The organism is Leptolyngbya sp. NIES-2104 (assembly GCF_001485215.1).
Classification (GTDB): Bacteria; Cyanobacteriota; Cyanobacteriia; order Leptolyngbyales; family Leptolyngbyaceae; genus Leptolyngbya.
Genome location: NZ_BBWW01000001.1, coordinates 4,469,645 through 4,484,935, shown reverse-complemented (window position 1 = coordinate 4,484,935; position 15,291 = coordinate 4,469,645). Strand labels below are relative to the sequence as shown.

At 47.3% G+C, this 15,291-nt stretch carries 16 protein-coding genes; 9 read left to right on the top strand and 7 right to left on the bottom strand.

What is annotated here, in order from left to right; all coding sequences use genetic code 11:
* Positions 1 to 259 precede the first annotated feature (259 nt).
* From NIES2104_RS21390 to NIES2104_RS21370, 5 genes are all read left to right on the top strand, one after another.
* Positions 260 to 694, top strand: coding sequence for a CAAD domain-containing protein (locus NIES2104_RS21390; protein ID WP_059000252.1), 435 nt, complete (start codon positions 260 to 262; stop codon positions 692 to 694).
* 233 nt (positions 695 to 927) lie between these two features.
* The gene (locus NIES2104_RS31355) at positions 928 to 1,599 is read left to right on the top strand and encodes a tol-pal system YbgF family protein (RefSeq protein ID WP_072218111.1); all 672 of its coding nucleotides are present in this window, start codon (positions 928 to 930) and stop codon (positions 1,597 to 1,599) included.
* A 7-nt stretch (positions 1,600 to 1,606) separates the two neighbouring features.
* Entirely contained in the window at positions 1,607 to 2,041 is a 435-nt protein-coding gene (locus tag NIES2104_RS21380; RefSeq protein ID WP_059000251.1) for a surface-adhesin E family protein, read from the top strand.
* Positions 2,042 to 2,099: 58 nt separating this feature from the next.
* A complete protein-coding gene (locus NIES2104_RS21375) occupies positions 2,100 to 2,369 on the top strand; it encodes a hypothetical protein (RefSeq protein ID WP_059000250.1) in 270 nt (89 codons plus the stop codon).
* Positions 2,362 to 2,625 carry a type II toxin-antitoxin system RelE/ParE family toxin gene (locus NIES2104_RS21370; RefSeq protein WP_059000249.1) on the top strand — a complete coding sequence of 88 codons (264 nt, stop codon included), beginning with the start codon at positions 2,362 to 2,364 and terminating at the stop codon, positions 2,623 to 2,625. Before NIES2104_RS21375 ends, NIES2104_RS21370 begins: the two co-directional genes overlap by 8 nt.
* Here NIES2104_RS21370 and crtH read toward each other — a convergent pair.
* The 4 genes from crtH to NIES2104_RS21350 all read right to left on the bottom strand — a co-directional run bounded on the left by crtH (position 2,620) and on the right by NIES2104_RS21350 (position 6,473).
* Positions 2,620 to 4,122 (bottom strand): carotenoid isomerase, encoded by a 1,503-nt coding sequence (gene crtH, locus NIES2104_RS21365; protein ID WP_059000248.1) that lies wholly within the window; start codon positions 4,120 to 4,122, stop codon positions 2,620 to 2,622. The genes NIES2104_RS21370 and crtH overlap by 6 nt on opposite strands.
* 65 nt (positions 4,123 to 4,187) lie before the next feature.
* Positions 4,188 to 5,267 (bottom strand): peptidoglycan-binding protein, encoded by a 1,080-nt coding sequence (locus NIES2104_RS21360; RefSeq protein WP_059000247.1) that lies wholly within the window; start codon positions 5,265 to 5,267, stop codon positions 4,188 to 4,190.
* Between the two features lie 223 nt (positions 5,268 to 5,490).
* A complete protein-coding gene (locus NIES2104_RS21355; RefSeq protein WP_304608015.1) occupies positions 5,491 to 6,099 on the bottom strand; it encodes a DUF3318 domain-containing protein in 609 nt (202 codons plus the stop codon).
* 170 nt (positions 6,100 to 6,269) lie between these two features.
* Entirely contained in the window at positions 6,270 to 6,473 is a 204-nt protein-coding gene (locus NIES2104_RS21350) for a hypothetical protein (RefSeq protein WP_202815100.1), read from the bottom strand.
* Between the two features lie 355 nt (positions 6,474 to 6,828).
* Between NIES2104_RS21350 and NIES2104_RS21345 the strand changes: the two genes are divergently transcribed.
* Complete coding sequence (locus NIES2104_RS21345; protein WP_059001979.1) at positions 6,829 to 7,158, top strand: DUF760 domain-containing protein; 330 nt, start codon at positions 6,829 to 6,831, stop codon at positions 7,156 to 7,158.
* The gene (gene mutY / locus NIES2104_RS21340) at positions 7,148 to 8,263 is read left to right on the top strand and encodes an A/G-specific adenine glycosylase (RefSeq protein ID WP_082690057.1); all 1,116 of its coding nucleotides are present in this window, start codon (positions 7,148 to 7,150) and stop codon (positions 8,261 to 8,263) included. Before NIES2104_RS21345 ends, mutY begins: the two co-directional genes overlap by 11 nt.
* 2 nt (positions 8,264 to 8,265) lie before the next feature.
* Here the strand turns inward: mutY and NIES2104_RS31925 are convergent, their stop codons facing one another.
* On the bottom strand, positions 8,266 to 9,111 hold the full coding sequence (locus NIES2104_RS31925; RefSeq protein WP_059000244.1) for a pentapeptide repeat-containing protein: 846 nt from the start codon (positions 9,109 to 9,111) through the stop codon (positions 8,266 to 8,268).
* A gap of 144 nt (positions 9,112 to 9,255) precedes the next feature.
* The gene (locus NIES2104_RS21330) at positions 9,256 to 11,307 is read right to left on the bottom strand and encodes a sensor histidine kinase (protein ID WP_059000243.1); all 2,052 of its coding nucleotides are present in this window, start codon (positions 11,305 to 11,307) and stop codon (positions 9,256 to 9,258) included.
* 349 nt (positions 11,308 to 11,656) lie between these two features.
* Here NIES2104_RS21330 and NIES2104_RS21325 point away from each other — a divergent pair, with 349 nt between their 5' ends.
* Together NIES2104_RS21325 and NIES2104_RS21320 are read left to right on the top strand one after the other, a co-directional pair.
* On the top strand, positions 11,657 to 12,847 hold the full coding sequence (locus NIES2104_RS21325) for a GNAT family N-acetyltransferase (protein ID WP_059000242.1): 1,191 nt from the start codon (positions 11,657 to 11,659) through the stop codon (positions 12,845 to 12,847).
* Between the two features lie 32 nt (positions 12,848 to 12,879).
* The gene (locus NIES2104_RS21320) at positions 12,880 to 13,263 is read left to right on the top strand and encodes a DUF4346 domain-containing protein (protein WP_059000241.1); all 384 of its coding nucleotides are present in this window, start codon (positions 12,880 to 12,882) and stop codon (positions 13,261 to 13,263) included.
* Between the two features lie 282 nt (positions 13,264 to 13,545).
* Here the strand turns inward: NIES2104_RS21320 and NIES2104_RS21315 are convergent, their stop codons facing one another.
* A complete protein-coding gene (locus NIES2104_RS21315; RefSeq protein WP_059000240.1) occupies positions 13,546 to 15,153 on the bottom strand; it encodes a B12-binding domain-containing radical SAM protein in 1,608 nt (535 codons plus the stop codon).
* Positions 15,154 to 15,291: the final 138 nt, after the last annotated feature.

Sequence of the window (15,291 nt, the reverse complement as noted above, 5' to 3'; positions counted from 1 at the left end):
GATAAGCTAATCACACTAGAACAAAGAGACTATTTTAAGCCTGAATCTTTCAGCCTAGAGGTAAATCTCCTCAAAGGTAGGGTTTACAGAATTCAGATTTGTGAGTGATTATCTATCTTGCAAGTGACAAGTTCAGCCCTGAACTTTCGCTATGTTTGAAAGATAGCGAAAATCGAATTTGAATTCTGCTACTGTCCAAATGCTGGAAATTTTTCTGCCAGCAAAACCCAACTAGGTTATTGTTTCCAAGGTGTTTAGTATGGAACCTGAAGTGAAAGAAGTGGAAACCCCCACCGTCGTTGAAACTCCCTCGACGATCAAAATGGATCAAGCCGGATCGCTCGCCCCGATGTCTTCTGATTCGAGCAACGAACAATGGCGCGAAATTGCTGATAAAACCTACTCGGTTTTGGCAACGCTACCGGAATATGTTGGCAAATTTTTTACCGAGTACCGCAAGCCGCTCGTGACAGTTGGACTGATTTTTGGCTCGATCGTATCGGTCAAGCTCACCCTCGCACTCTTGGGCGCAATCAACGATGTGCCCCTTTTACAGCCGACCTTTGAACTCGTCGGACTCGGTTACAGCATTTGGTTTGTGTATCGCTATTTGCTCAAAGCCTCGAACCGTCAGGAGTTAGGGCAAGAATTCAACAAGTTAAAAGACCAAGTGGTCGGGCGTGTCAGCCAGTAAAATCCCATAAAAGCGACAGAAGAGGGGTAGAATTCTACCCCTCTTTTTGTTTGAAATAGAACGCGATCGCTCTTCCTGTTCCCGCTTGACCTTTTTGCACTCATCCTTCATAGTTTTTTGATGTCAGGATCGCTCTATTAATTTGTTGACAAGATGCGCCTTGTCAAACTGAAACTTTCAAATCAAAACGAAGTCTACGATCGTATTTTCCATTTAATGCAAAATTTACCGCCATGCACGTTTGTAAACAGCTAATCGGAAGCTCGATCGCGATCGGTATTTTCGGTTTAATCGCGGTTCCTGTCTCCGCCCAATTAAGTGACACGCAGGTCGATCTCATCGTCGAAGCCCTACGCCAAGCCTCAAAGCCAGAGGAGCCAAATACTGGACTTTATAGCGATTGGCAAGTGAAACCTTCCAATATTCCCCGCTGGTCTAAAGCGTGCGGCGGTCGAGAAATTACCCCGGCTGAATTTCAGGCAAATCCAGACACGGCTCGATCGATTGTCACTTGCATTGTGCGAGATGTGATCAAACAAGATGCAAGAGCGATCGGGAATAATCAAACGATCGCGGTTCAACGAGTTGCGGCGTGGTGGATGACCGGAGACTCGAACAAGTTCAGCGCCCGCGAAATTGCGCCTTATGTTCAAAAAGCGCTCAGTGCCTACCAAACCGCCTCGACTGAAAAACCAGCGAAAAAGGAAACTTTTTACGAGCGCTACATGAATGCTGGCTATGATGCCGCTCAGCGTAAGGATCAGAAGACGGCACGACTCTATTTTCAACGAGCATTAGACGAACGCCCACAGGATAAATTCGCGCTCCAGGCTCTCCGCAATCTTGGAACTGCACAAGGCGGATCTAATCGAACGACCCCCATCACTGAAAAACCTAATCGCTAATCCCGCTATGAAACTGATTCAATTTTCTGCTGCATTCCTAAGCAGTGCTGTTTTGCTGATGGGCAATGGCGCATTCGCTCAATCGGCTCAATGGACAAGAATTACTGAGAATTCGGTGAAAGATCGCTTCTTCGTCGATGCGAGTTCGATTCAGCGCAATGGCTCGATCGTTTGGTATTGGGAATATCGCGAGTTTCCAGAAGCGAACAATGCCCTACTCGATGTGAAAGTCGATCAGCCTCTACATGGTGCTGTGATTCGCTGGTCAGCCGATTGCTCGAATCAATCGCAACGCCTCAGAAAAGTGAATGCTTACACCACGAATCGCAAGCTGATTCAGAAGTTCGACTATGGCAATGATGGAATGCTGATTCAGCCGAAACCGGGAAGTAGTAGCCATAAGGTGATGGAATACGCTTGTCGATCGCCCCAGAAGAAATAAACAATTTTTACCACTTGGTACAATGGATGCAACCGCTTGAGATTAGAAGTCCAACAATATGAGTGATTCCTTGATCGATGACGTAGAAGCGTTGGATTTGGTATCGATGAACGAACTTCAACATCAGCTTGATCGTTCCCTAAAGGAATTGTCGGTAGAGCGTCTCAAGGTGTTGGTTGATTTTGCGGCTTACTTAGCAGATATCGAGAGTGAATCTGCAACTCAAGAACTTTTGGCAATTACCGGATTGCTAGAACGGATTCAGCAGAATCAATCTACATCTAAAACTGAGTACAGAAATTGGAGAAATCTGCGCTCTGATGTATGAAGTAAACCTTCACCCTGACGCTCAAGAATTTTACATTAATGCTGACAAGGCTTTAGCCAAAAAAATCGCCCGCTGTTTCGAGAACTTAGAGCAGTCTCCGCGCTCACATCCGAATATTAAAACGCTCAAAGGCGAGTACTCCGGTTACTTTCGCTATCGGATTGGAGATTACAGGGTGATTTATGCAGTAGATGATGAGCGATTGCAGGTTTCGGTTGTTGCGATCGCCCATCGCAGCGAAGCATACAACTCATAATCCCAAATCGATCGCAATTCGGTGAGCGCAGGCAAATCCTGAAAAAGCGACTGCATTCAAGCCCTGTCCGGGGAAGGTACTGTCACCAACGCAATAGAGATTCGCGATCGCAGTTCGGTTAAACGGCATTCCCAGCAGTCCCAACAATTTACGCGAGGGAACAGGTCCGTAAGTCCCGTTGTCTCGTCCTAAAAAGCGGCGATGTGTTCTCGGTGTTCCGACTTCTTGGAAATCTAAACCGCGATCGAGATCGGGAATAATTTGAGTTAATCGATCGATCAACCGATTCGCCGCCTGTTCTTTTTTCTCGGCGTATTCATTCGGAGAAAGGTCTTCCCATTCCTGCATCCAACTCGGTGTGAAAGTGTGAATGATGTGGTGTCCCTCTGGTGCAAGGCTCGGATCAAGCAAGGTCGGAATTGATACAAAGATCGTTCCTTGCTCTGCTTCCATGTCATCCCAGTTTTCTAACAGAATGTGATGGCATTCGATTCCGGCAGGTAGTGATTCTGCTTTCACGCCTAAATGTAAGCTGAGGAAGCTAGGAGATTGCTGATAGCGTTGATTCCATTTTTTCTCAGCCGTTGGCTTTTGCGTTGAAGGAAGTAGCTTCTCGAATGTATCCCAGCGTGTTGCATTTGAAACAATTCGCTTTGCTCGGAATGTTTCACCGGAAGCAATCTTGACACCCACTGCGCGATCGTTCTCGGTGAGAATTTCTGTCACTCTCGCTTTGTATTTGATATGACTACCAGCGTTTTCTAATCCTTCGACTAATTTTTGAGCGATTTGACCGACTCCGCCCTTTGGATAGTTGATTCCGCCGTAATGTCGATCGCTAAATACCATTCCCGCATTAATCATCGGAGTACGATCGGCAGGCACAACCGACCAGATATAACATTCCGCATCGATAAACTTTAGAAGCTGCGGATCGCGAATGTATTTTCGGGCAATGTCTCCTGCATTTTGAGGCAGATATTTCACCAAACCTAGACAAGCGAAGGGATGCTGAAAAAATACGCGAGTTAAATATCGCGGCTCTTCGAGTGAGAGCAACTCCATTGCATTCAGGCAGTTAAACACCTTCCAGCATTCATCGTAGAATTGCCGAATTCCCTTCTCTTCCTGTGGAAAATAGGCGATAAGTTCTTGCAAAAACTTTTCGTAATCACGATGAACTTTGAGATCTAAACCATCGGGCAAATGATAGTGAACCTGAACCGGATCGGGAATCGTTTCGATCGACATTCCCACCCCATCCAATGCACGAGTGAGCAGATTCGTTGTTCCCTTATCTCCGAATCCGAAAATCATCGAGGCACCGACATCAAAGCGATATCCGTCATCACGATCGAAATATCCGGCGCTCCCTCCCGGAATCAAATAGCGCTCTAACACCAAGACTTTTGCTCCCTTGGCTGCGAGTTGGGTGGCGCTCACCAATCCGCCAATCCCTGACCCAATCACAATGACATCGTACTCGGTGGAACTCATGAAATTTTACGATCGCTCAACTGCACAAATCCCAGTCTATCGAGATTTGTGCCTGATCTTCCAAGTTAAAATCCATCGACTGACCAATGAGGCGGGTCATACTCTAGCTTGTACACCCCATAACTTGCACCCACTTGCCACAAGTCCGCATTATCGTAAGCTTCACCCGGAGCACCGATCGTCACCGTTTGCCCGTTGCCATTCCGAATCCGCATCGGAGGCTTCCAAGTCACAATCCAATCGATCGCGAGTGCTTGAGTATGTCGAGAAACTAAGGCGGCTGGATTGCTCCCAATATCAAAGGCATTCACCATGTCTCGCGCCGCCTGATAAGAAGCCGCATCGGTGTAATGCACCCAGTCGATATCGACTCCGACCATCGGCGGCACATCCCACGGCGCGATGTCGCGATTGTTCAACTGCACTGCATAGTGCATCATGTAAGCCCGTTGAGGAGGGCGGTAGGTATTGACGACGGTAATCGATGCGCCTCCGTCTCGTAAGGCTTTTTCAAAGGCGCGAACTCGTTGGCGAAAGGGTGACGCTAAATCATCGATCGAGCTACTTGCCGGAAAAAATCTCACCCACTGCGCCCCGCTCAATCTTGATCGTTGTCGTCGAGCGTACTCGGTCAGAATCGCCAATCCAGGCGCATAGTCGGCTCCTAATCGCTGTTTCGTTTGGGTAGACAGTTGAGCATCCAAACGCGGACGAAAATTGACATCGAGAATTTTGTAAGCCTCGGACATGCCTTTGGTGCTGCCCAAGCCGAAATTTCCATCGATCGTTAACGGCGGATTCAATCGCCCGATCGCATTGAGACTACGCTGTAAATCTTGCGTTTCTGCGATTCCATAGTTCAAATACCTGAGTAACGTTGCTGCGGTCAGATTCGCAACCCGGTAAATAAATCCTTGTGATAGCGCTTTGACATAAGTTCCTCGACCGACAACGCCATCGGCAACTAACCCACTTTTCTGCTGGTAATCTCTGGTTACTTTGTCGGTTACATTGCCGAAGCCATTATCAACGGCTCCGATCGCGAAATTTTGATCTTGTAAAAATCGCTGCCATGCACCCACGGCTGCCCCGGTTGACCCTCGTTGAATCGTTGGAAGGTTAAGCGCATTAATATTAAAAGCCATGTCTGTCTCCTGAACCCGATGCTGGCACTCCTCAGAACGCCTCGCAATCTATCATAGTGACCGCAACAAAAAACGGATGTAACGCTTAATCAAAGCCTATTCTGAATTTGTTACATATTGAGGCTTTATCAGAAAAATGGGTCAGAAAAGCCGTCCTAGAAGGACGGCTTTTCTTGTTCTCTCATTACAACTTGGAGCGCGTTGAATTGAAATAACTTGTAGATTAGAAATCAGAAGGAGCCGCCGATCGCATTTTTGCTTTCGCTTTCGCTGCACTCTTCTTCAAGGCATCAAGGCGGGCCTGATAGCACGATCGCAATTTCTTCTTCGGAGTTTGATCGATCAAAGTTTTCAACGCACTCCCCAAGCTTTTATAAGCATTCGGCAGCGTGTAACCAAATCGGGTCGCCAATTGAATCGCTCGTTCATCAGCTTCGATCGCTTCTTTGACCGTCTTATCACTGTTATTTTTCTGGTACAGTCTCCAGCCTGCCACCCCAGACAATCCCATCGCTAAGAGCAGCAGCAGACCATCTTGAACCCAAAGTTCACCGACCGCGCCACCTAAGCCGATCGCTAACGCCGCCATTTCCCAGCCGTCTTTGGGGATCGTGTCGGCTTGGATACGTGCAACTTCGTGCCAAAACAAGAGATTGCGCTGGTCGATCGCCAGTTGATCCCATTTCGGCATATCGATTTGGATCTCCACTTCGTCGCGACCAATTTCTTCGCTGGTAATCAAAGGGGGATTCACGGCGGTTGTCGTCTCGATCGTCACCCAGCTTTGCAGTTCTGGAGGCAGCAGGGTTTTCAAGCGACGTAACTCGCTCATATCGGCTCTAGCGGACGAGGTTGCATAAGATGTCATGTAATCAGCCTCAGAAATGAATTCCTAACCTCTAAAAACGATCAAGCGCGATTCCACGGATTAAGGGTAGGTAATGTTCATTCTGCCTGATGAAACCTTTATCAAGCAAGTCGTATGAACCGATCTTTTGAAGGTTAGTTATTCATTCGGGTGGGACTCGCTTGTGGGGGACTTTCCGGTGTGTAATGAGCGATCACGAATAGAGGTAGAACAAGTGTAATCAGCGCGATCGCAGTTCCGACGAGATTCGCCACGGCGTGGCTCGAAGGTTTGCTGGATCGTCCCGGAGCGGCGGTCTCACTCCCGATGTGCATAGATGAATTTAACCAATTCGACACGGATTAGCAGGAAGCCCTGATTCTTTCCTAGTTAACCCAGGGATCAGCGGAAAGATTCCACTGCATAAATAATTTTAGCTGATCTTTTCACTAGAACTGTTATCCATAAACAATCTTAATCAGTTAAAGGTGACTTTTGATACAATCTATCAAATCAATGATCTGCATTTATACGTTATCTATCATGAGGTAGATGTGGAGTTGGCGATCGCGCTTTGCGTTTTTTAAGGATAGTGCTTTAGAATCGCGACTTACAGTATTTCCGAACATGGATGGTTCGGTTCTACCGACTGTGGGGGAAATCTGGCTTTGTTACAGTATGTATATCAAATTCCTCAGTTGCGAGGTAGGCACCGTGAACGAGACATCTAATCAACTTCCTGAGTTTATTCAAGGCGCGGACGAATTGAACGGCAAGTTCTTACAGTATGTTCAATCGCTCGATCCTGAAACGATCGCTCAACTCTCAAAGCCTTCATCGCCCGAAGTTCTGCAAGTGATGGAGCGCAATATTATCGGTTTGTTGGGGGGTCTGCCGCCAGAGAATTTTGAAGTGACGATTACCACGAGCCGTGAAGCATTCGGTCGCCTGCTTGCTTCTGCGATGATGAGCGGCTATTTTCTCAAGAGCGCAGAACAGCGGTTAGCGTTTGAGAAGTCCTTTCAATCGATCGATGCCGAATAATCGATCGTCGAATCAACAGTCATCGGCAGGGAGTTTCTCTCTGCCGAATTTTGTCGTGTCAGAACTGCGATCGTCGTTGTTATCTTGGTATGTCGAATCGGGTCGGTCGCTGCCGTGGAGAAATACACGCGATCCTTATGCGATCTGGGTTTCTGAGATTATGCTTCAGCAAACTCAGGTGAAAACGGTAATTCCGTATTTTGAACGGTGGATGCGGCAATTTCCCTCGATCAAATCGTTCGCGAATGCCGATCTTCAAACGGTTCTGAAAGCTTGGGAAGGTCTGGGGTACTATGCTCGTGCCCGAAACTTTCATCGAGCGGCGCAACAAGTTTTACAAGACTATGAGGGACAGTTTCCAACCGATTTAGAAACGGTTCTGAAACTTCCGGGGATCGGACGCACCACCGCAGGCGGAATTCTCAGTGCTGCATTCAATCAACCTCTAGCGATTTTAGATGGCAATGTGAAGCGAGTTTTAGCCCGATTGATTGCATTGGACGTGCCACCGAGCCGATCGATGTCGCAACTCTGGGAGCTTTCCGAGACGTTGATTGATCCAGAGAATGGGCGCGATTTTAATCAAGCGTTGATGGATTTAGGAGCGACAGTTTGCACTCCGAAAAATCCAGCTTGTTTAATTTGTCCTTGGCGATCGCACTGTGAGGCGTACAATCGAGGAGTTCAGGCGGAGCTTCCTATGTCAGAAACTCGTGCGCCGATTCCACACAAAGTGATTGGAGTGGCGGTGATTTGGAATGAAGGAAAGGTTTTAATCGATCGACGAAAAGCCGAAGGGCTACTCGGTGGACTGTGGGAATTTCCGGGCGGGAAAGTGGAACCGGGTGAAACGATCGAACACTGTATCAAGCGCGAAATTCAAGAAGAACTGGGTATCGAAATCGAAGTCGGTGAGCATCTGATCACGGTTGATCACACTTACACGCATTTTCGCGTTTCATTGAATGTGCATCATTGTCAGCACATTTCTGGAGAACCGCAAGCGATCGAGTGCGATGAGATTCGCTGGGTCACGATCGATGAACTTTCCGCATTCCCCTTTCCCAGAGCCAACATCAAAATCATTGAAGCGCTGAGAAAATAATACTATTTGCGTTTTGCTTCGTTGCTGCTGGCAATGCGCGATCGAACATCAGAAAGCGATCGTCCTTGTCGAAGCTGATCTAGCCATGTCCGCATTCCCCGCACATCGGCATCGCGTCCTAGAAGCTCTTGATAAATCCGATTAATCGCATCACGGACTTCTGGACTGCGAACTAATTCGCGGCGGATATCAAACAGCGATCGAGATTCCCCTTCTAAATATCGAGTCCAAGTCCGCAATCCGCTTGCGTCGGCTCTACGTCCAAAAATATCTTCGTATAGTTCCTCGATCGCGTCTCTGGCTTCATCGCTCCGAGCAATCTCCCGTCGAATATGCGACAACGATCGACCTTCTGCGAGTTCTCGAACATATTCCCGCACTTTGTAGCTATCCGAATTGCGTCCGGTAATGTCGCGGTAAATTCTGCGAATCTCTTCGGAAATTTGACTCGATCGAGCTTCTTCGATGTTCGTCCCGCGCAAGTTCACGCCGAACAACTCCGCATAAGTCAAAATTGCATCCCGCAGATTGGCATCTTTCAAATCGGCATTCGATAAATCTGCTCTCTGCAAATCTGCACCTCTAAGATTCGCTTCCTGAAGATCTGCATTTGTGAGATTTGCACCGCTGAGATTTGTTCGTCTCAGGTCTGCACCCCGTAAGTTTGCACCGCGTAGATTCACACCCCGCAAGTTTTTTCCTTGCAAATCGGCATCACGGAGATCGCAATTGATGCACGATCGAGTTTCTAGCAGTTGCCGAATTGACTCAGCACCCTCCGCACGAACAGGCAAAATAGAACTCAATGCAATTCCAACAGTAGCAGCAACAAGAATCGCGGGTTTCATAGATTGAGCAGGTAAATCGAATAGGTTTAAGGAACGCTACAGAATCAAAAACTTCAATTCTGGAAATCGTGACTTATAAGTATTCGTCGCTACCCGCGTTGGATTTGTTCCAGTCGTATAGAAAACTTATAAATCTGAAAAACGTCAGCCGCGTGTTCCTAATTCTTCAATTTTTCTCAATGGCTGTTCTAGCGGTGAAGCGATCGAGCTTTCATCGATCGTCGTTTTCTGTTTCCCAGCAGTCGGCTCTGTCCACGGGAGCCAAATTCTGAACGTGCTGCCTTTATCAGGAACTGACCAAAACGAAAGAGTGCCTCCGTGCATTTCTGCAAGTCGTTTGGTGAGTGCCAATCCTAAACCAGTCCCTTCATGTTTACGGGTCATCGAGGAATCGATTTGCTGGAACGGTCTGAATAGTAAGTGCCAGCGGTCTTTAGGAATGCCGATCCCGGAATCCTCGACTTCAAGGCAAAGGTAAGAAGTTTCTTGATTAATCGGACTGCGATCGGGTCTGACATCTTGAGCGAGTTGATAGCCGTATCCGATTCGAGCTACCAGCGAAACGGTTCCACCTTCAGGCGTGAATTTCACTGCGTTTGAAAGTAAGTTGATCACCATTTGGCTCACTCGCAAACCATCCACCGAAACGCGATCGCACTCTGCATTAAAGTGAAACATCAGCTTCAACCGCTTGAGATCAGCAGTTGGCTGCACCATTTTGAGACATTCCTGGCAGAGATTCCGAACATCGATCGGCTGCAAGTTCAAATCCGCTTTTCCAGCCTCGATCTTCGCTAAATCTAGTAAATCATTGATGATTTGCAGTAAATGCTTGGCGGATTTGTCCGCTTGGTTGAGAAATTCGAGTTCTTCTTCACGACTGTCACAAAAACCATCGCGCACCAGTTGAATACAGCCAATGATGCCGTTTAAGGGCGTTCGCAATTCGTGAGAGGTCGTGGCGAGAAATTCACTTTTGACTTGATTAGCGGATTGGGCTTCTTGCCAAGCGGCTTCGAGTTCACTGGCACGTTCTTCTAAGCGATCGATCATGTTATCGAGCGCTTCAGCCAGATAGTTAAGTTCTCGCACTTTGAAATTCTTCGGAGCACGTTCGCCGTCGAAGCGTTGCCGAATCTTAAGCGCGTATTCGCTCAATTGTTCGATCGGGAGTGCAAGATCACGAGTCAGATACAAGGTCGCAAGGAGAATCGCGGTCAACAGTCCGAGTGTGAGAATGATCAGAACCTGCTTAATCTCACCTAAACCGTAAAGAGCACTATCGACCGAAGTCGCCGCTAAAACAACCCAGGTGGAAGATTCTCCGTTTTTGAGGGCGACTTGAATCGTGCTGCCTCCTGCCATCCATTCCACACCGTTTTCTTCAAATGGAATGGGCGCAAGCGATTCTTGCTGGTTGGTGGCGCGATTGCCAACTGTACTATTGGCGATCGCAGTTTCAAACACTTGCTGAAGCTGTTGAGCGTTCGCTTCCTGGCGAATATTCTTGTTCACCCGTTCTGCGATCGGATGTGCCAAAATTACGCCTGTATCGTCGATTACAACCGTGTAACCCGTGGTCATGCCGTTAAGCGCGGGTTCTGGCTTGGAGTAAAGCGAGGCTTGGACACTCAGAGCATATCGGGTGTCTTGATTATTCGATCGGATCGTGACCGGAGCGCTCAAAACTAGATTAAGTTGATGATCGACCGAGAGTTCACCCGCGACTCGCGTCGGTTGAGAAAGCGACACTTGGATATTTTTGGCATCAGCAATACTGGAAGCCTTTAAACTTGCCCAGGGATCAAGCGGAAATTGGGCGATTGGTTGATTGCCGCAAGTGCTCGCTTTTACGGTTCTGTCTTTGATATTGATGAGTTGAATGCACTGAAGCGCGATCGGAGAAGTGCGTTGAAGCTGTTCGAGAAAGTTGTAGGTGGATTGGGGAGAGTCGGATTGCAGCGATGAAGAGGTTGCCGCAAGCGCGAGATTCGATCGCAGATTCGCGATCGAGGTTTGTAGCGATTCTGCTTTACGAGCAGCGCTGGCAGTGAGATTTTGGCGAGCGGTTTCGAGCAGTCCAGATCTTGCTTTTTTATAAGCGACCACTTCACCCGTCAATAGCACCGGAATGCTGAGCAATAATAAGCGTCTCAGCAGGATGCGCCGGAATGAAGATTGTCGTGACTTTGCCATAAGCCCTTGATTACCGGATAAGGGAACGGATTAGCACAAGTAGAGCAGGACCGATGATAAAAGTAACGCCTAGTCAAAGCTTACCGCGATCGTGAACGTGATGTTCTAGAACGCCAATGGATAAATTTATCGATATAAAACGATAGATTCATCCGCTAGATCAGTGATTTTGAGCGAGTTTACGCTTAAAATCTGTTCTCACTTTAACGGGGTTATCGATTTCTTGCCATTGTTCACGGAATTTTTCTAAATGGCATTCCCTCAAAGGGGAATTTTGTGGGGAATTTTGTGCTGCTGTGCCAGATTCAGACAAATCTATTACGCTGTATGAAGCTACTGATTCCTGGTTATGGTTGAACAATTCCAGCCCCGTACTTCGATCGCTTGGATTAATAAGATTTCTGAGGTTCCACAATCGGCTTGGGATGCACTAGCGATGCCGCTCAAAACGCCGTTTTTAGAGTGGGACTGGTTGCACACGATGGAGACTTCTGGCAGCACGACGGCTCGATCCGGCTGGATGCCAAACCATCTAACCGTGTGGCGCGATCGTGAACTGATTGCAGCGGCTCCTTTGTACATCAAGGGTCACAGCTACGGTGAATTCGTGTTTGATCACCAATGGGCGGATTTAGCCGATCGTTTAGGCATTCAGTATTACCCAAAGCTGTTGGGAATGTCGCCGTTTACGCCAGCGGAAGGCTATCGATTTTTGATTGCACCAGGTGAAGATGAGGATGAACTGACTGAAATAATGGTGGGCGCGATCGATCATTTTTGTTCGCGTAATCGGATTTCGGGCTGTAATTTTCTCTATGTTGATCCCGATTGGCGATCGCTGATGGAGCGTCATGGTTTTAGCTCGTGGCTGCATCACAGTTTTATTTGGGCGAACGATGGTTATCAGGCGTTTGATGATTATTTGAATGCGTTTAATGCGAATCAGCGGCGCAACATTAAGCGGGAACGAAAAGCAGTTGTGAATGCGGGACTGTCTTTTAAGACGTTTACAGGGGATGACATTCCGCGATCGTTGTTTCCGACGATGTACAGCTTCTACAGCGATACGTGCGATAAATTCGGCTGGTGGGGCAGTAAATATCTTACTAAAAAGTTCTTTGAGCAGCTTTATTTGACGTATCGGCATCGGGTTGTGTTTTTTGCGGCGTATGCAGAAGGAAATGATTACCCGATCGGCATGTCGTTTTGTTTGACAAAAGGCGATCGCTTATACGGTCGATATTGGGGCTGTACTGAGGAAATCGATTGCTTACATTTCGATGCGTGTTACTATGCGCCGATCGAATGGGGAATTCAGAACGGAATTCAACTGTTTGATCCGGGTGCAGGCGGCAGACACAAGAAGCGGCGCGGATTTCCAGCGACTCCGAATCATTCTTTGCATCGATTTTATAACAGTCGCTTGTCGCAGATTTTGCGATCGCACATTGATCAAATTAATGATCTCGAACAGCAAGAAATTGATGCAATTAATCAAGAATTGCCGTTTAAGCAGCAAACGATCGACTTCAAAATTTAGAATAATCTAGCAGATCCATATTTTTAGGTGACATGACTCAAGCTGTTTTTGATCCCGTTGTTTTCGATGACAAATTATCAAATCGCTACATCGAACTTGATCCCAACGGCTACTTTATTATTTATGTCGATCGAGCTTCTCGGTTGATCTGTGCAGAACACTACAGCAACACGATCAACGAGAAGGGTTTGGCTTGCGATCCAGAGACGGGGGAACCGTTGCCTTGTAGTGGTGAGTTGAAGCGGAAGCCGATCGCGATTTTCAAAGGTAGAACGGCAAAGGAACTATGTATCGAGATTTTTGAAGAGCCGGAGAATTCCTGTGTGAGTCGGCTGGATCATGCGGCGTATTTGGGGCGGGAATTTGTGCGGGCTGAACAGTGTTTGTTTAGCGATCGAGATTATATCCAGGACTAAGATTCGCATATACCAGGTTAATGACAAACTAATCCGGTACATTCTTAGCGGGTGTTTGAAAAGTATAGAAAGTCGCTTCGATTGCCTCTCGCCCTGAAATGAATTTCGGGCTAATCGTGGAAAGTCTACTGAAGTAGACTAAGAGGCGGTTTCAAGTTCTTAGTCCATTGAAATGGACTTGCGCCGACTAGCCCGAAATTCATTTCAGGGCGGGACGTTGCAACGAACGACAACTTTTCAAACATCCTCTTATTGCGACGAACCTGAATAAGTCCCGAATAATCAATGTCCTCGAAACCTCTGCGAATAAAACGAAGCCGATTCCAACCCTTTCGTTGATTCCTGCGTAAATTGAATCAAATGATGTCCCACTAATCCAATGTGGATCACTTGCTCAATCTTTGTCTTTTTCAAAGCAGGTGAAGCCATCTGCCAAAACGTATCACGATAGTGACTAAACACACCTACTCTCAGCAAAATCTTCGCCAGCATCATCAATCCGCGCCGCACTTTATCCGGAGCCGTTCTCGCTGGACTATTCGGCACTTTGATTCGATTCGGATAGGTATGCTGGCATTGATACGCAAATCGATCGTATAAAAACTCAGGCTCATACGCGATCGCAATACAGCGCTGCCACATTTCAACAACTCGCTCATACGGCATTAGAAAATCAATATTCGACTCTCGCCCTGTATCTGAAATAATCCGCCCCTCTGCATTCAATCGCTCCCACAGCGGCGTTTTCGGCAACGCATACAGTAAATTGATCGTCAGCATCGGAATCTGCGACTCTCGAACGAATTCTAAAATGCGATCGACTGTCTCAGGTGTATCTGTATCAAATCCCAAAATAATCCCCGATACGACTTCCATTCCATATCGATTCAGCGTCTTCACCGCTTCCAAAATCGGCAAGCTTAAATTCTGCGTTTTAGAAATCGCTCGTAATGCTTCTGGCTCCGGTGTTTCAATCCCACAAAACACGGTACAAAAATAAGCCTCTCGCATCATTTCCAACAGCTTCGGACTCTGTGCCAAATTCAATGTGGCTTCACAAGCAAATTGCACCGGATAGCCATTCGTTTTCTGCCACTCGATCAAATGCGGCAATAGTTCCATCACCGCTCTACGATTTCCCACAAAGTTATCGTCAACGAAATAGACCGCTCCTGGATTGCCTGCCTCTAACATTGCATCCAATTCGCGTAGAACCTGTGCGGGCGACTTCAATCGCGGATCACGTCCATACAAGGCTGGAATGTCACAGAACTCACATTGATACGGACAACCACTAGAAAACTGAATGTTAGCCAGAAAGTACTGATTCAAATTTAACTTGTGATAAGCCGGAGTCGGAAACTCGGACAGCGGTAAGCGATCGCTTGTCTCAAAGCGAATTTGCTCACTCGGTCGCTCAATCGTGAGATCGAGCCATTCAATCATCTGATCCGTTGCATCGCCCAACTCTCCCAGATGCAAAATATCAAAATCAGGATAGTACTCCGGACAGCCCGAAACTGAAGGACCACCCAGCACCGTAATTTTTCCGGCTCGATGTGCGCGTTCGTTAATTTGTTGAATCTGCGATCGCTGAATGTGCATTCCACTCACAATCACGACATCTGCCCATCGATAGTCTGCCGCCGTTGCAGGACGAATATTTTCATCAATAAATCTCACATCCCATTCTTGGGGCAAATAAGCTGCCACAATCAGCAATCCTTGAGGCGGCATAAATGCTTTTACACCCTTCAGCCCAAACGCATGATGAAACGTGCCGAAAGAGCGGCTATAGGTTGGAAAAATGCAGAGAATTTTACGGTGATTCGTGGGAATGTATCGGCTCTTTTGTTCAACTGAGCTAGGAGATTGAACAAGCGTAGTCATGAAATCGCTCTCCGTTCGCGATCGACAATGGAAAACTGAGAAGTCTCGAATGATTGGAGCACATCGCCTAAACCCAACAGGGTTGTACAAAATCTCGCACAACCCTTAATCAATGTCAATCATTAGTCAGACGATCAA

What these genes read in the sequence shown, in the direction of transcription:
- NIES2104_RS21390 (WP_059000252.1), top strand. Translation starts at nt 260, where the DNA reads ATGGAACCTGAAGTGAAAGAAGTGGAAACCCCCACCGTCGTTGAAACT.
- NIES2104_RS31355 (WP_072218111.1), top strand. Translation starts at nt 928, where the DNA reads ATGCACGTTTGTAAACAGCTAATCGGAAGCTCGATCGCGATCGGTATT.
- NIES2104_RS21380 (WP_059000251.1), top strand. Translation starts at nt 1,607, where the DNA reads ATGAAACTGATTCAATTTTCTGCTGCATTCCTAAGCAGTGCTGTTTTG.
- NIES2104_RS21375 (WP_059000250.1), top strand. Translation starts at nt 2,100, where the DNA reads ATGAGTGATTCCTTGATCGATGACGTAGAAGCGTTGGATTTGGTATCG.
- NIES2104_RS21370 (WP_059000249.1), top strand. Translation starts at nt 2,362, where the DNA reads ATGTATGAAGTAAACCTTCACCCTGACGCTCAAGAATTTTACATTAAT.
- crtH (WP_059000248.1), bottom strand. Translation starts at nt 4,122, where the DNA reads ATGAGTTCCACCGAGTACGATGTCATTGTGATTGGGTCAGGGATTGGC.
- NIES2104_RS21360 (WP_059000247.1), bottom strand. Translation starts at nt 5,267, where the DNA reads ATGGCTTTTAATATTAATGCGCTTAACCTTCCAACGATTCAACGAGGG.
- NIES2104_RS21355 (WP_304608015.1), bottom strand. Translation starts at nt 6,099, where the DNA reads ATGAGCGAGTTACGTCGCTTGAAAACCCTGCTGCCTCCAGAACTGCAA.
- mutY (WP_082690057.1), top strand. Translation starts at nt 7,148, where the DNA reads ATGCCGAATAATCGATCGTCGAATCAACAGTCATCGGCAGGGAGTTTC.
- NIES2104_RS31925 (WP_059000244.1), bottom strand. Translation starts at nt 9,111, where the DNA reads ATGAAACCCGCGATTCTTGTTGCTGCTACTGTTGGAATTGCATTGAGT.
- NIES2104_RS21330 (WP_059000243.1), bottom strand. Translation starts at nt 11,307, where the DNA reads ATGGCAAAGTCACGACAATCTTCATTCCGGCGCATCCTGCTGAGACGC.
- NIES2104_RS21325 (WP_059000242.1), top strand. Translation starts at nt 11,657, where the DNA reads ATGGTTGAACAATTCCAGCCCCGTACTTCGATCGCTTGGATTAATAAG.
- NIES2104_RS21320 (WP_059000241.1), top strand. Translation starts at nt 12,880, where the DNA reads ATGACTCAAGCTGTTTTTGATCCCGTTGTTTTCGATGACAAATTATCA.
- NIES2104_RS21315 (WP_059000240.1), bottom strand. Translation starts at nt 15,153, where the DNA reads ATGACTACGCTTGTTCAATCTCCTAGCTCAGTTGAACAAAAGAGCCGA.